The organism is Brenneria alni (genome assembly GCF_003666245.1).
Lineage (GTDB): Bacteria > Pseudomonadota > Gammaproteobacteria > Enterobacterales > Enterobacteriaceae > Brenneria > Brenneria alni.
Genome location: NZ_MJLZ01000040.1, coordinates 26564 through 40273 on the forward strand (window position 1 = coordinate 26564; position 13710 = coordinate 40273).

Genomic DNA, 13710 nt, shown 5'->3' on the forward strand with positions numbered 1-13710 from the left:
AGGACGTGCCGCATGACGCGAGAATCGGTGCTGGGTCGGTGCCGGTCAAAGACCGTTATCGGGAGAAAGGTCTAGAAAAAAGGAAGAATTCGCGCAGCGTCGAGCCAAAGAAAAACGCCGCAAGCGCAGGCGCATTGCGGCGTGTATGGCGAGAAAACGGAATGTGTTGTTGAATCGACCGCGATCAGAACTTGGGCGGATCCTTCGGCGGTGTGTATGGGGTCTTGCCATCGCCGTAGAACCGCTTGCGCGTAGCCTCGGCGACTCGATTGCACAGCACGTCGCCAAGCCTGGCGCGATCAGTCTTGCACTGCTGGCGCAGCTCCTTCAGCAGTGCCGGATCGGCGGCCAGTTCCTCCACGGTCGGCACCTCGGCCTGCTTGGGCGTTTCCGATTGGCCGCAAGCGGTTAATGCCACGGCCAGTAGGAACGGAATGGAGTTTCTCATCATGCGGGTTCCTCCAGGGAGTCGGCATCAAGACCCGGCGTGGGCCTGCTACCTTCGGGTGATTCGATGGCCTGCACACGGTCGATGAAGCGGGCGAGCATTTCCGAAGGCTCGCCTTCCGGGCGCAGCAAGTAGGTCGTCAGCAACGGTGAACGGCCTGTCAGTGGCCGTGCCACTACGCCAGGTTCCTGGCTGGCCAAGATGTGCGCGCAGCCCGTCAGCCCCAGGGCGATGCCTGCGGACACCAGCGCCATCATCAGGTCGCAGGACGCCACCCGTTCAGCCACCAGCGGTTCCATGTCCACACGGCGTAGCACACGATCCACCTGCCGGGCATGGCCCTCGCACGCCTGCGGATCGCACAGCACCAGGGGATAGCGCAGCAGCTCTTCCAAGGGGATGCGCTTGTGGGCCAGCAGGGGATGCCGTGCCGGCACGGCCACCATCAGCGGATCACTCCATACCGGCTCGGCAATGAGGCCATCACCGACCTCATCAGCGCGGGCAAAGCCCACGTCGTACAGGTCGCCGTGCAGCCCTTTGATCTGTTGCGACAGCGGCACCTCGAAGAAGCGGATTTCAACCTCGGGTTCTTCCTGCCGACACAGTGCCAACAAGGCTGGCAGACGCGAGGGCGTCATACCGTCGGATAGTGCAATGCGCAATTGGCTGTGGAAACCGTTGGCGGCCGCCTTCACGCTGTCGCGCGCTTGCTGCAAGGCAGAGAAGACACGCGGCACATGCTCAAAGAATAGCTTGCCCGCACGGGTCAGCCGAGTGCTGCGTGTGGTGCGTGCGAACAGCACCACGCCCAGTTCTTCTTCCAGTTCCTTGATGGCGCGAGATAGCGGCGATTGCTCGATGTGCAGCCGCTCGGCGGCACGGGCGAAATGCAGTTCCTCGGCCACGGCCAAAAAGCAGCGCAGATGTCGGAGTTCCATAGTGCCTCCTCATTTCTGCTTCAAGGTTGCATAGCCAGCTATGCCCACTGTAGACATAACAAGGCAATAAGCCACCAATGGCCAAGCGGTAGCGCCGTCGAGAGCCAGGACTGACAAGGTACCCAAACCGCTGACGATCAGACTCTGAATGCTGTAATACATGGCGACCGCGGTTCCAGCCGCATCTCCGAAATCCCGAAGAGCACCATTTGCCGTGACTGAAACCACGAATACAATCCCAACGGCAATTATCCACATGGGCATAACGAAGCTGACGAAACTCGCCTTCGTTAAAATCGACAGCACTCCGAGGACAATGGCGCCCCCGGCCATGACGAAAATGCCCCGAACAAAAGAACCTGGGATACCCCATTTCTTTACGAATATGCCGATAAATCGCGTGGTAATAATCATCACCAATGCGACTGAGGCAAAAGCCAAGCTAAATGAAACTTGGCTCCAACCAGCCTCATCGATCAACACCCTGGGGGCAATGGAAAAGAAGACGAAAAAAGCGCCCATTGCTGCCCCAAAGCCAACGGTATAGACCCAAAAGGATTGGCTTCTGAGGATGGAAGAAATGGTCGGCCCCTGCCGCCACGTATTCTTAGGGCGAGTTTCATGCCATCGAGGCCACGCGTGAAAAAGCGCCAGAACAGCCATTACACCGAGCATGGCGAAAATTGCCCGCCACCCTAAGGTGAGCGCGACGACTGCCCCAAGTATCGGTCCTAAAGCCGGTACGAAGGCCAGAATGGAACCAAACAGACCATAGATGGTGGTGCTTTCCGGCGTGTCGGCGAAGACATCGCGCACAGTGGCAAAAGTACCTACAAGCGCTGCCGAAGCCCCCAAGGCTTGAAAAACACGAAGAGCAAGAAATTCTCCCCCACTGCTTGCTATCGCCAGCAGGAACGATGCGATGGCAAAGATCCCGGCTCCCCCCAACACCACCGGGCGTCGGCCAATCCAATCCGAAATTGGCCCAAAAATGATCTGGCCCAATCCCAGGATCAGGATATAGGCACTCAGCGTTAATTGGATAAGAGACTGGGATGTGGTCAGGGCGACCGGCATCTGCGGAACAACCGGCAGATACACATCCATTGCCAGGGAGGCGAGGAGATCGAAAGGAACCATCAACGCCAACGTTGATGGCAAAGAGTACGCCCAAGCTTGGGCAATTTTTTTAGACATGGCAAAGCATCCGCTCAGAATTGGAAATCTGGCGGCGATCTGCCTGCTCTGTAATATCGAGATCGAGGAGATCGCCGCAACAACTAGCTAATGAAGTTGTTGCGGCTTAGCGATCTGTGGACGGGCCTGCTCCCACGTATGTGTCCTTTAAATACCGTTGATTTGTAAAGTCTAACCAACTTCTCGCGCTAGCACTAGACAGACATAGAAGCAAGATGCTAAGGCTCACACGCCGCGCTGCCGCCCTATCTCCCAAGAAGCGCCACCGCTGCTAACCGTCGCGGCAAGTTGCTGCCCGAGTCTCTGTTCGATAACCTGGCGCCACGGCACCAGGCTGAAGCCCGTGCCGTCATCGAGCATCGCGTAGCGTCCGCTGGTGAGCATCACGCTGCGCCGGTAGATGCCGGACACGCGCTGGCCGTCGGTCACGGGGCAATGCTCCAGGCCGGTTTCGGTGGCAATGTCCCTGGCTGTCTGCGCGAGCTCCCGATTGCGCAGTGTTTCCAGCAGATTCCGGGCGAGGATCACCCGCTGCCCGCGCCGCTGGGCCAGCCCCTGTACTTCGAGGAAGTCAGCACGCTGTTGCAAGGTGTTCTTGACCTCGCTGCCAAAGCCCAGGTCGCCCAGCCCCTTGCCGCCACCGATCAACTGCTGATCCAGCCAGGTCGCACCGATCACGCGTGCCTGCCGCTCTATGGGCAGATGCGATTTAAGTTCCACGGCGATACCGCCCAGCCGTTGCGCGTCGTACTGGCGGCCACGCTCGGCCAAGTCGTCCGGCACCTTCCATAACCCATCAGCCACGCGCTCCACGATGCCAGCCCGGCGCAGGGCTTCCAGCCGGCGGACATGGGCCGCGACAACCTCCTGCGGATCGCGTCCGGGCTTGGCCCGGCCCTGTTCGATCGCTAGGTGATGATCGGTGCGGTACAGGCCATCGCTCGCCAGCGCGGCAATGTTCTTGTCGGCCACCCGCACCTCGGCAGAACCGCGCGCCTCCACCACCGCGCCGGTGGGATAGTTCGCCAGCTCGTCGCGGGCGTTCAACGCGACGTAGTGGGCCTTGCCGTCCACGCCGTCGATGACCAGATAGCCGCGGTCATGCAGCTCGTCAGCCAGCCCCTTGGCGGCGACACGGCCGATGACGGTACGGCCGTCGTCGCCCGGCTCGAACACCGCCAACTCGCGCGGCTGGCCGCTCATGGCCCGCTGCATCGTGCGGATGATGTCGCCACGCTCGCCCAGGGCGCGCAAGGTCTTCTCGGCATCATCAAGGATGGCCCAGGTGCCAGGCTTTGTCTCGTCAGCCAGGCCCAGGCGCTGCAAGCGTTGCAACCGACCGATCAACAGCAGGCGCTGGCGTTGCAGATTCGGTTCGTTGAACCGTTCGATCCGAACCTGGCCGCCGTCGCCGGCCTCACGTTGCAGGGTGCGATCCAGGCTCGTCCACCGCTCCTGCTCCACCTCGCGCTGCATGGTCTGCTGGATCTCCAGTTCGGTGCGCGGCCCCAGCCATTCGGTCGCTAACTCGGCGGCGCGGTGGCGGAAACCGTGGGCGATGTAGTCGCCCGCAATGATGAGGTCTTTGCCGGCGTCATCGCACCCACGCACGATGAGGTGCGTATGCGGGTTGTCCGTATTCCAATGATCGACCGCTACCCATTCCAGGCGCGTGCCCAAGTCGGCCTCCATGCGGTTCATCAGGTGCCGCGTGTAGGTGCGCAGGTCATCCAGCTCGGCCCCGTCCTCCGGGGAAACGATGAAGCGGAAATGGTGCCGGTCGTCGGCGGCCCGCTCCTTGAAGGCATCAAGGTCGGCTTCGTCGGTCTGTGGCCCATAGGCTCGGCCCGGTTCACCATCGCGGCCGGCGCCGTCGCGCTCGATGTAGCGCAGGTGTTTGGCGAGCGACTGCGGGCTGGCGTTGCGCTGATTGACCAGCAGGGTCTTGATGGTCACGCGCCGCGACATGGGCGTCAGCTTCTCTCCCGCGAAACGCGCCGCCGTGTGGCCGCGCCCAAGTCGTGAGCCGGGCCGCTGGCCTGCCCGTGCGCCGCCACTGCCTGCGGAATGGCGCATCGAAGACTTGCCGCCGCTGGCCTTGCCCGTCTGCTTGAGCACCTTGGAAACGAAGCTCTGTCCCTGGCCCTTGCCCCGGTTCTTCGGAGCGCTGGGGCGCACGCGGAAGTCATCGTCGCGACGGTCGGTCATGGCTGCGATCCCCGCAAGTTCTGGCGTGTCCGGGCGTGCGAAGCACGCGGACATGCTTGCATTGGCGCGACCCTCGCGCCCCACGCGGCACGGCGGCAAAGCCGCGTCGTGCTGTCCAAACCCCACGTGCAGACTGGCTTTCGACGCGGCCTAGTGCCGCGTCCTTTTGTCTTGCCTTCCGCCTTTGCCCTTCGCTGTCGCTCCGGGCCTCGGCGTCCCGGCGGTGCTGCGCGACCCACAGCCAGCCCGCCGGCGAACGCTTCCACGGTCGTAGGCCGGGCGCGTTCGAGGCAACACGCCTGCACGTAGGATGACGGTGTCGGATGTTGCGCGAAGTGCGGTGCGAATGCGCACGCACTGCACGCGCGACGACACGGTGATGACCAGCGGAACGCCATACCCGATGGCACGATGAGATGCACGAGATCGTGCAGCGAATCGGCAACCATCATGGGCGTCTCTCCAGCCAGACCGGATGCGCAACACCGATCACGGTAGATGCAGCGATCGGCCCGAAGTAGCGGCTGTCGAACGACGCCGGGTTGGTCACACTCAACAGGAACAGTTCGCCAGGTTCAAGGCGGCGGCACTGCTGCCAGGATGGCAGAAGGCGGCCCAACCGGTCGGTCGGCAGCAAGGTGGCCGCAGGCACGCCGTCGATGCGAACGATGCCGTCCGCGACGCATACCTCCTGCGGTGACACGGCACCCACACGCTTGAGCAGCGGGACGTGCGTCGGCAGGTAGTGGCGCTGCGCAGCGAGTGCAGCAGCTTCGGGCGGCAGTGGTACTAGCACGATGCTGTCCACGGGCAACGGACGTGGCAGCAAAACGGCCCGATGGCCGAACGGCTCAATGCGGTACCAGCCGACTGCCACACTGTCGGACGGGTTATAGGTCAGACGCGGCAGAGGCGACACGAACGCGGCCCAGGCCAGCGCAGCGAGGCCGGCAGCGGCGAAGCCCGTCAGCACGATGCGAGCGCGCAGGCGTGAGCGACTATGCGGTGCAATGCTGGAGGTGGAAAGCGTAGTCATGGCAACGCCCTCCCGGCCAGCCAGGCAGCATGTCGCTCGGCGGTGTATTCCGGTAGCGGCAAGCGCGCAGCGAGCCGGTTGCCGAGCGTGCGCCAGTAGGCGGGCGACACGTCGGCTGGCGCAATGCCCAGCGTCTCAATGGCGTCGAGTTGCGCAAACACAGCGCGGACAGCGGGTTCACCGTCGGCGTGCAGCAGCAATCGCGCGCCGGGCAGCACGCCGGGGATACGCTGCGCCGCATCCAGCGACGTGCAAGCCTGCATCACCATGAGTTCCCAACGGATCGTGCCGTAGTCATTGGCCTGCCACCGGATGCGGCAAAACACGGCTCCCGCCAAGAACACCGCCACACGGCGCCACTGGTCAATCCGGATGATGCGTGACGGTTCGCCGAACCGCAGGTAGAGGTCGATGCGCCGTTCGACGTAGGCGAGCGATACGCGGGTCAACGGTACGGTGCCGGCCCGTCTAGCGAGCGTCGCGAGCGAAGGCGGATTCGTGTCGGTTGTGGTAGCCGTGGCCGCCGAAGGTTGTACGTTCATTGGGAGTTCTCCGGAAACTCGCGTTCCAGCAGTGCGCGCAGCAGTTCGGCCACCGTCACGCCACGCGTGAAGGCGGACACCTTTATGCGCGCTCGCATGGCGGGCGTGATGTCGAGGGTCAGGCGCGCGGTGTACAGGTCGCCCTTTTGCAAGGCGTCGGCGTCGCCCTGGCGAATCCACGCCTCAACGTGCGGATTCGCAGGCGGACGAGCGCCAATGCCGATGCGTTTGCCGCGCGTATTCGTCATGTCGGCCACCGCAGCAGTTCGTCGGTCAGTGCGGCGATCTCGCGCGCAGCGGCGCTGTCGGGCGCCGTTTCGCGGGCGAGCCGGCCGGCGGCCACGCTGTCAGCAAAGACAATGCGCTGGCGCACTTCCGAACGCAGTGCAGGCAGCGGCTGTTCGGCCAACGACTGCCGCGCCTCCCGGCCGATGATGGTGGTGCTGACGCGCCGGTTGATGACGAAGGCCGCGCGTAGCGCAGGTCGGAACACCTGCGCCTCGCGGATCAAGGCCACCATCTCGGCACTGGCCCACAGGTCGTAGGGACTGGGCTGCACCGGGATCAGCACACGCTCGGCCGCCAGCAGCGCGGAGCGCGCCAAGGCGGCGATACGAGGTGGTCCGTCAATGATGACGTGATCGGCCCGTCTGGCGAGTTCTGGGGCCTCCTGGTGCAGCGTTTCGCGTGCCAGGCCGACGGCGCTGAACAGCCTAGGCAGCCCTTGCTGGCTTCTGCGCTGCGTCCAGTCCAGTGATGAACCCTGCGGATCGGCATCCAACAGAATGACCGACTGGCCCCGCATCGCCAATTCGCCCGCGATATGCGTGGCGAGCGTGGTCTTGCCCACGCCGCCTTTCTGATTGAGCAAGGCAATGATCATGGCGCGGCCCTCCATTCTGGAAAGCCAGCCTGCTTTTGCTTTGCAAAACGAGTTTTGTTTTGCCTTCCGGGTTGCTGTGCTCTTTGCCTTTCGGCAGTTGTCCACTGAAACGACGCGCTTCTACTAAAAGTTAGAGAATTTAAGTTAGGTAAGTTAAGGGCCGCCGGAACCCGCGCCGTTATTGGCTTAGCGGCCGTTTTTTTTGCCTGATAGCACGAGGATTCGTTGCCTGATAGCACGATACCTCTGTTGCCTGATAGCACGAGCCTGTCCACAGCTTGTCCCGCAGTTATCCCCGTGCCGTGGACGGCACGGGCCGGAACGTCAACAGCGGCGAAGAAATGCCGGACACGTACTCGATGCCCAACTGATAGCCCGGCAAAGTTTGCCGGGCCACCAGCGCGCGCATATCGGCGGCGAAGTCGTAGTACCGCGCCACGCTGCCCGATTTGCGGTACAGGTGCTGAAAGTCGAATTGCCAGCCGCCCGGCTGCTTGCCGCCATGCTTGCGCACTAGGCGGTACAGCCAGCGCTCGATGCCGCCCGTGAGCCGGAAGTACGCGGGGTCGATGGTGAGCACCAGCGCCGCGTCGAGCACGCCGGCATAGAACCAGTCCGGCAGGATCAGTTCGATACCCAGCGGAGTCCCGCGAGCGTCGGCCAACTCTTTCCACTCGTTGATCCACGAGAAGCGATGCAGGCGCCGCCCGGTCGTTTCGCGAATGGACGTGGCCACCGTGGTGGATTGCAAGCGATCCAACGCAGCCTTGAGGCGCTGGTAGTCGCGCAGCGACGTACCGCGCCCGATGAAGCGCAGGATCTCGTAGGGCGTGGCCTGCATCAGCCGCGACGGGCGCAAGCCCGCATCGCGCGCTTCCACGATTTGCGATGCCGCCCAGATCAGGATATCCGCATCCCAGATTGTGGCGATGCCGTGTTCCAGTGTTCCTTCCACGCGGATCGTGACGTTGCCGCTGCGAAAGTCGATCGGCGTAGTGCGCCGAGATTTCGCCAGCGAGAAGAACGGAAAGGCCATCAAGTCCTGGCTGTCGCGCGGCGCCATGTCGCCCGGCAAGGCGCGGAACAGGTCGAGCTGTTCCCGCTCCTGCGGTGCGTTGGACATGGCGATGGCCACCGGCGAACCACCGATCAGCGCGCACGGCTGTCGGCCGAGTGGTGCTCGGCGTACTCGGGGTCGGACGTGGTCTCAAAGCTGCGCTGGTCGGCCCAGGCATCGAGGTCGGCCATCGCGTACATGACGCGCCGGCCAAACTTGCGGAACTTCGGCCCGTTGCCGATCACGCGCTGTTTCTCCAGCGTGCGCGGCGACAGCCGCAGGTAGTCAGCAGCCTCGTCGTTGGTGAGATAGCGTTGGGGCTGCGCTGGCGTGGCGACGGCAACGGCGGCAGGTCGTAAGGGAGCGGGTCGCATGGTGAGAACCTCCATCGGTCAGGAACGCCCGGCCACACAACGCGACCGGATGGAGGCAGTCTCAAGAAAGAGGTGCGAAGCGCAGAGGGTCGTTTTGCAGTGAAGGCAAAGCGACCCTCCCCAGGTCATTCGAGCTGTGCCAGGCGGCGGTAGCCGCCGCGCATCAGCGATTGACCGCGCTGCACGAGACGACGCACGCGCGAGCGCAGGCCGCCGTCGGCGTACCAGCCGCCGGCAACGGCTTCGGCGCCGAAGAGTCCAGCGGCTGTTTCTCGCAGGGACGCGCCCGCCAGGGTCGCGTCGAGCGCCTGGAGGGTGTGCAGCTCCAGCAGCGCAGCAGGCGTGGGCCGGGAGCGGGCCGCTGCCAAGGGCGCGGTCTCGGCGACCCCAGCAAGCTTGTCCAGTTCGGACGCCATCGTGCGGTAGCGCCCGCAGGGCGCAGCACAAGCGCGGACGCCATAGAGATAGGCCATGCCGTCGGCCAAGCACGCTGCCAGTGCGAGCCGCACGCAGCAGCCGGGCCAGCGTGCCACCAACACCAAGCGCTTGCCATCGTGGATCAGATGCTTATGGCCGGGAATGCGCCAGAACTCGAAAGCGTCAGCATCGGGCGGTGGGTCGTCGTCCGGGTAGAGCTGGAGTACGGCGTCATGGTCGGGGAACCAGGCTGGATGCGCGTCGCGCGCATCCAGCGCCGGGTCTTCCAGCAGGCGCAGCCCCCAGGCGTGTGCTGCCTCCGGCCTGCTGCGATGCCGCAGCCAGTCGCGCCTGTAGTCGGGATGGCGGCGCAGGTACTCCCAGGCCAGCGCGGGAGCGTCGAGGTGCAGCACGTAGAGATACGCGGCGGTCGGATACCAGTAATCGGCGCTTCGGTCAGCCATGACGCAACCTTCTGTTCAACAGGAACGTCGACGAGGGCGCCAGATGCAAAAGCTACGGCATTAACGACATCAGAGCGTCATCAGAAAACATGGACTTGAGCGGTAAAAAGGGGTGTCAAGACTGATTGGCTCCGAAACCTTGCACGGGCGGTCCGAGTGCGACGGCCACGCAGCTCTGAATGGGGCTGCAGCATAGGACACCGTGCCGCAAGCCATGTCCCGCATCCTGTCTGTTTCGGCCAAGGTCGCACCCGCTTGGTGCAAGAGTGCTGATCCAGACCTCAACCGTCTTAACTCAGACTCAAAAAGACACAATGTGCCGTAACGGCCTGGGCATGGATGGCCCGCCGCAGGACGCAGGTGGTGCGTCAGTCAGGGATCGAACCATCGCGCTGCGCCAACCGGACGTACTCCGATAACGGCCGCGAGGCGCGGAAATACAGGTCACGCAGGATGGGCCGCTGCTGCGGCCCGACGATGCCCGCCAAGTCGGACAGCTTGACCGTCCCGAGTGCGGGCATACCGATGCCGAGGTCGATCAGCCCCCACGCGGTATCGCCATCGGCTGGGTCGAGCGAGGCCAGCAGCCAGGTCGCATGCGCATCCGGCGTGAACAGTCGAACCACCGGCAGCGGGTCGATGTTCTGGCCGGCGGCGCGCGCCGCGCCGTTGGCGAGCAGTTGCGCCCGCTCGTCGGGCGTCGTCAGTGGCTGTGGCATGGCCGCAAACCCCACGAGGTTGGAAATCGGTTGCTGCGCTTTCTGAACAAAACGCAAAAGTGCAGAGCCGGATATGCGTTTTCCGGTACAAGCGCGCATGCGCGAGTAATCGAATTCGTACATGCACAGAAACGCGGATGCGGAATTGTGAATCTCATAAAAGGCACGGATGTGGCTTTCCGGTTGTGGAGAAACCCGTGGATACGGATTTCCGCAGAAGCACAAAAGCGTACTGAATGCAGCTCAAAGAGTTAAAGATAACGTGGTTTTAATTGTCTCTCTATCGGACGCTTCTGTCCATGCAGAAGCGCTCCGTTCAACCCGGCAGACCGGCCGGTGCCACCACCTTCGATGCCGAATTGGCCCAAGCCTTCGGCGCGGCGGTGCGTGCGCTGCGGATGGAGCGCGGCATGGCGCAGGAGTCGCTGGCCAACCTGGCCCGCATCGAGCGCTCCCATATGGGCAAGATAGAGCGTGGCGAGCACATGCCCACGTTGGCAATCATCTTCAAGATCGCTGGCGCACTCGGCTGTAGTACCACCGTACTGATGGCCTCGACGGAAGACCAGCTCGCAGGGTCCGTAACGTAAGCCGCCCCGGCGCGGCACCACGACATCTGACAAGCGTATCCCGGAGCCTGCTTGCGCGGCCTGCGCCATCACGCCCGCACGAAATCCACCAGTGCCCGCAGCGCCGTGGGCAGGTGCCGCCGCCCGGCGTAGTAGAGAAAGAACCGGCCCGGCGGCGCGGCGAAGTCATCCAGCACCGCCACCAGCCGGCCTGCAGCCAAGTCCTCGCGCACCATCGCCTCGTAGACGTAGGCCATGCCCGCGCCGTCGCACGCGGTCTGGATCATCGGCGCGTCGTCGTCAAAGACCAGCGCGCCGTTGACTTCTATGGACAGCGGCTCGCCATTGGCCTGGAACTCCCAAACATACCGGTAGCCGCTCGGAAAACGACGGCCGATGCAGGCGTGACCATGCAGTTCGCGCGGCGTCTGTGGCACGCCGCGCGCAGCCAGGTAGGACGGCGCGGCCACGCACACGAAACGCTGCGGCGGCCCGACCGGCACCGCCACCATATCTCCGGCCAGGCTCTCGCCAAAGCGGATACCGGCGTCGAATCCATCGCCCACGATGTCGGCCAGGCCATCATCGGTCACGACGTCCACCTGCATGTGCGGGTACTTCGCCACAAACCCGGCCAGCATCGGCGCCAGCACCAGCCGAGCCGCTGGGCGTGGCACGTTCAGACGCAGTGTGCCGGCCGGCTCGGCCTGCAAGGCAATCACGTCCGCCAGCGCGTCGGCAACCTCGCGCAAAGCCGGGTCGAGCCGCGCCAGCAGGCGCTGGCCCGCTTCCGTCGGCGTCACGCTGCGCGTGGTGCGGTGGAGTAGGCGCACGCCCAGCCGTTCCTCCAGACCACGCAGAGCATGACTCAAGGCCGAGGCAGACACACCACGCTCGGTAGCAGCCTTGCGGAAGCTGCGATGCCGCGCCACCGCCGCGAAGGCATCCAGTTCGTGCAGATCGGGCGTCATATTGATGAACACTGTTCAGTAGTTCATTAAGAATAATCCAGCTTATCGCTTTCTATCTATCGCGTGACACTGACGCTTTCTCATTCATCGAAAGGTTTGAACATGCGGCAGCAAAGACTTGGTAGTGCCGATTTCACGATCTCGCCCATCGGACTTGGCACCTGGGCTATCGCCGGGCCAGGCTGGGAATTCGGCTGGGGCGCGCAGGACGACGCAGAAAGCTTGGCTGCGCTGGAATACGCAGTGGAGTGCGGCGTGAACTGGATCGACACTGCCGCCGTCTACGGCCTGGGCCACGCCGAGGAGATCGTCGGCCGGCTCCTGCGCCGCATACCGTCCTCGCGCCGCCCGCTTGTGTTCACCAAGGGCAGCCTGGTCTGGGACCGCGCGACCCGGCAGATTTCGCACTCGTTGGCCCCAGATTCGCTCGCGCGGGAGATCGAGGACAGCCTGCGCCGCCTTCAGGTCGAAACCATCGACCTGTATCAGATTCATTGGCCCGCCTTCCCGCCGAAGGGCTCGGATGAAGGCATCGAGGCCGCGCTGGAGGTGCTGGCCAAGGCTCGCCAGCAAGGCAAGATCCGCGCGATCGGCGTGTCCAATTTCGATGTGGATCAGCTCAAACGTGCGCAAGCGGTGACGCAAATAGCGTCGCTCCAGCCGCCGTACTCGGCGCTGATGCGCGAGGTTGAAGCCGACATCCTGCCGTTCTGCGAGCAGGCCGGTATTGGCGTCATCGCCTACTCCACGCTGCAATCGGGCCTGCTGGCCGGCACGATGACGCGCGAGCGCATCACCGGCCTACCTGATGACGACTGGCGCAAGAACCGCAGCCCGGATTTCCAGGAGCCACGCCTGACCCAAAACCTGGCGCTGGTTGACGGCTTCCGCAGGATCGGCGAGCGTCACGGGCTGACGCCTGCGGCGATAGCGATTGCCTGGGTACTGCGGCAACCAGCCGTGACTGGCGCCATCGTCGGCGCGCGCCGGCAGGCGCAGGTTGATGGGCTGCTCGGTGCGGCGGACTTCCGTCTAAGCGCGGACGAACTGGCCGAGATCGCGCCGCTGCTGCCCGAGGGTATGGGCACTAATGTGCCCGAGGCGGCATCTTCCTGAGCGGCGATGCGGCCAGTTCGGGGATGGACATGCGTGGGATCGTCTTGCGCACGTTGCGTGCCTGTGGCGCGCAACACCATCCGCGACAGCGGAACCAGAATCATGTGCTTGCTCGGGTCAGCGGCTTGCAGCACGTTGGAGCGGATGTCGAGGGCTTGGGTTTCGGTGGTGGTAACGGCGTTCATGGTCAATCTCCAATCGAGTGAAACAAGGGAATGGAGGGGCACCGCCCCTCCGGCAGAGGAAAGGTCAGGCTTTGAGGGCGCGCATACCATCAGCCAGCAGCCACAGAGCGCGGTTCAGGCGAATGTCCGAGTCAATGCTCTGCACGGGGCGGGTGCTCTGGCGGCGTCCGTTTGCGCTGCGCCCTGACAGACCGCCCTTGGTCAGGTTCTCTTGCGTGCGGTTGAACACGCTCCACAAATCCGGGCGGCGGTCGTCGAAGCGGCGCGGCATCAGGATTTGGTTTTCCGTGATCGGCGCGGGCTTGTTGGGGTCGTCGTACTTGAGGGCCAGCGCGGCGCGGGCGAACACTTCGGATTCGCCATCGTCCTGATGTGGCCTAATGATCTTGGACACGACTTAAGGATGATAAACTTCCCCAATACATAAGAGGTGTCCAATGAAAGGTCGAAAAGCTTTTTCTCCTGAGTTTAAGTGCGAAGCTGCAAGCCTTGTGGTTGATCGTGGCTATTCTATTGCGCAGGCCTGCGAGGCTATGGGCGTGGGTAAAACGGCGATGCAGCGCTGGGTTCATCAACTCAATAG

18 protein-coding genes are annotated in these 13710 nt (G+C 63.6%); 4 read left to right on the plus strand and 14 right to left on the minus strand.

Annotated features, from left to right (window positions below):
• Positions 1 to 184 precede the first annotated feature (184 nt).
• The 8 genes from BIY29_RS15785 to parA form a co-directional block, all read right to left on the minus strand.
• The gene (locus BIY29_RS15785; RefSeq protein ID WP_476695671.1) at positions 185 to 451 is read right to left on the minus strand and encodes an EexN family lipoprotein; all 267 of its coding nucleotides are present in this window, start codon (positions 449 to 451) and stop codon (positions 185 to 187) included.
• Entirely contained in the window at positions 448 to 1389 is a 942-nt protein-coding gene (locus tag BIY29_RS15790) for a LysR family transcriptional regulator (RefSeq protein ID WP_121576038.1), read from the minus strand. The genes BIY29_RS15785 and BIY29_RS15790 overlap by 4 nt, the downstream gene beginning before the upstream one ends.
• Before the next feature lie 9 nt (positions 1390 to 1398).
• The gene (cml, locus tag BIY29_RS15795; protein ID WP_121576039.1) at positions 1399 to 2586 is read right to left on the minus strand and encodes a CmlA/FloR family chloramphenicol efflux MFS transporter; all 1188 of its coding nucleotides are present in this window, start codon (positions 2584 to 2586) and stop codon (positions 1399 to 1401) included.
• Positions 2587 to 2811: 225 nt separating this feature from the next.
• Entirely contained in the window at positions 2812 to 4794 is a 1983-nt protein-coding gene (locus BIY29_RS15800) for a relaxase/mobilization nuclease domain-containing protein (protein WP_121576040.1), read from the minus strand.
• A 448-nt stretch (positions 4795 to 5242) separates the two neighbouring features.
• Positions 5243 to 5830, minus strand: coding sequence for a S26 family signal peptidase (locus BIY29_RS15810; RefSeq protein ID WP_058148946.1), 588 nt, complete (start codon positions 5828 to 5830; stop codon positions 5243 to 5245).
• Positions 5827 to 6372 (minus strand): DUF2840 domain-containing protein, encoded by a 546-nt coding sequence (locus BIY29_RS15815; protein WP_058148947.1) that lies wholly within the window; start codon positions 6370 to 6372, stop codon positions 5827 to 5829. Before BIY29_RS15815 ends, BIY29_RS15810 begins: the two co-directional genes overlap by 4 nt.
• The gene (locus tag BIY29_RS15820) at positions 6369 to 6620 is read right to left on the minus strand and encodes a chromosome partitioning protein ParB (protein WP_071538376.1); all 252 of its coding nucleotides are present in this window, start codon (positions 6618 to 6620) and stop codon (positions 6369 to 6371) included. Before BIY29_RS15820 ends, BIY29_RS15815 begins: the two co-directional genes overlap by 4 nt.
• Positions 6617 to 7255 carry a ParA family partition ATPase gene (gene parA / locus BIY29_RS15825; protein ID WP_058148951.1) on the minus strand — a complete coding sequence of 213 codons (639 nt, stop codon included), beginning with the start codon at positions 7253 to 7255 and terminating at the stop codon, positions 6617 to 6619. The genes BIY29_RS15820 and parA overlap by 4 nt, the downstream gene beginning before the upstream one ends.
• Between parA and BIY29_RS20880 the strand changes: the two genes are divergently transcribed.
• A complete protein-coding gene (locus tag BIY29_RS20880) occupies positions 7254 to 7382 on the plus strand; it encodes a hypothetical protein (protein WP_276310296.1) in 129 nt (42 codons plus the stop codon). The genes parA and BIY29_RS20880 overlap by 2 nt on opposite strands.
• Positions 7383 to 7544: 162 nt before the next feature.
• On the opposite strand, the gene BIY29_RS15835 is transcribed toward BIY29_RS20880, so the two are convergent.
• The 4 genes from BIY29_RS15835 to BIY29_RS15850 form a co-directional block, all read right to left on the minus strand.
• The gene (locus BIY29_RS15835) at positions 7545 to 8378 is read right to left on the minus strand and encodes a replication initiator protein A (protein ID WP_121576042.1); all 834 of its coding nucleotides are present in this window, start codon (positions 8376 to 8378) and stop codon (positions 7545 to 7547) included.
• Positions 8379 to 8404: 26 nt separating this feature from the next.
• Positions 8405 to 8686 carry a helix-turn-helix transcriptional regulator gene (locus BIY29_RS15840; protein ID WP_058148955.1) on the minus strand — a complete coding sequence of 94 codons (282 nt, stop codon included), beginning with the start codon at positions 8684 to 8686 and terminating at the stop codon, positions 8405 to 8407.
• 125 nt (positions 8687 to 8811) lie between these two features.
• Positions 8812 to 9567 carry a DUF2285 domain-containing protein gene (locus tag BIY29_RS15845; protein WP_058148957.1) on the minus strand — a complete coding sequence of 252 codons (756 nt, stop codon included), beginning with the start codon at positions 9565 to 9567 and terminating at the stop codon, positions 8812 to 8814.
• 368 nt (positions 9568 to 9935) lie between these two features.
• Positions 9936 to 10409: a DUF2958 domain-containing protein gene (locus BIY29_RS15850; protein WP_476695672.1), complete on the minus strand. Its 474-nt coding sequence runs from the start codon at positions 10407 to 10409 to the stop codon at positions 9936 to 9938.
• A 176-nt stretch (positions 10410 to 10585) separates the two neighbouring features.
• Here BIY29_RS15850 and BIY29_RS15855 point away from each other — a divergent pair, with 176 nt between their 5' ends.
• A complete protein-coding gene (locus BIY29_RS15855; RefSeq protein WP_121576043.1) occupies positions 10586 to 10876 on the plus strand; it encodes a helix-turn-helix domain-containing protein in 291 nt (96 codons plus the stop codon).
• A gap of 68 nt (positions 10877 to 10944) precedes the next feature.
• Here the strand turns inward: BIY29_RS15855 and BIY29_RS15860 are convergent, their stop codons facing one another.
• On the minus strand, positions 10945 to 11826 hold the full coding sequence (locus BIY29_RS15860; protein ID WP_205680359.1) for a LysR family transcriptional regulator: 882 nt from the start codon (positions 11824 to 11826) through the stop codon (positions 10945 to 10947).
• Between the two features lie 102 nt (positions 11827 to 11928).
• Between BIY29_RS15860 and BIY29_RS15865 the strand changes: the two genes are divergently transcribed.
• On the plus strand, positions 11929 to 12942 hold the full coding sequence (locus tag BIY29_RS15865; protein WP_121576044.1) for an aldo/keto reductase: 1014 nt from the start codon (positions 11929 to 11931) through the stop codon (positions 12940 to 12942).
• 249 nt (positions 12943 to 13191) lie between these two features.
• Here the strand turns inward: BIY29_RS15865 and BIY29_RS15875 are convergent, their stop codons facing one another.
• Positions 13192 to 13521 (minus strand): DUF932 domain-containing protein, encoded by a 330-nt coding sequence (locus tag BIY29_RS15875; RefSeq protein ID WP_476695673.1) that lies wholly within the window; start codon positions 13519 to 13521, stop codon positions 13192 to 13194.
• A gap of 43 nt (positions 13522 to 13564) precedes the next feature.
• Between BIY29_RS15875 and BIY29_RS15880 the strand changes: the two genes are divergently transcribed.
• On the plus strand, positions 13565 to 13710 hold a 146-nt coding region (locus tag BIY29_RS15880), incomplete at its 3' end, for a transposase (protein ID WP_147437168.1).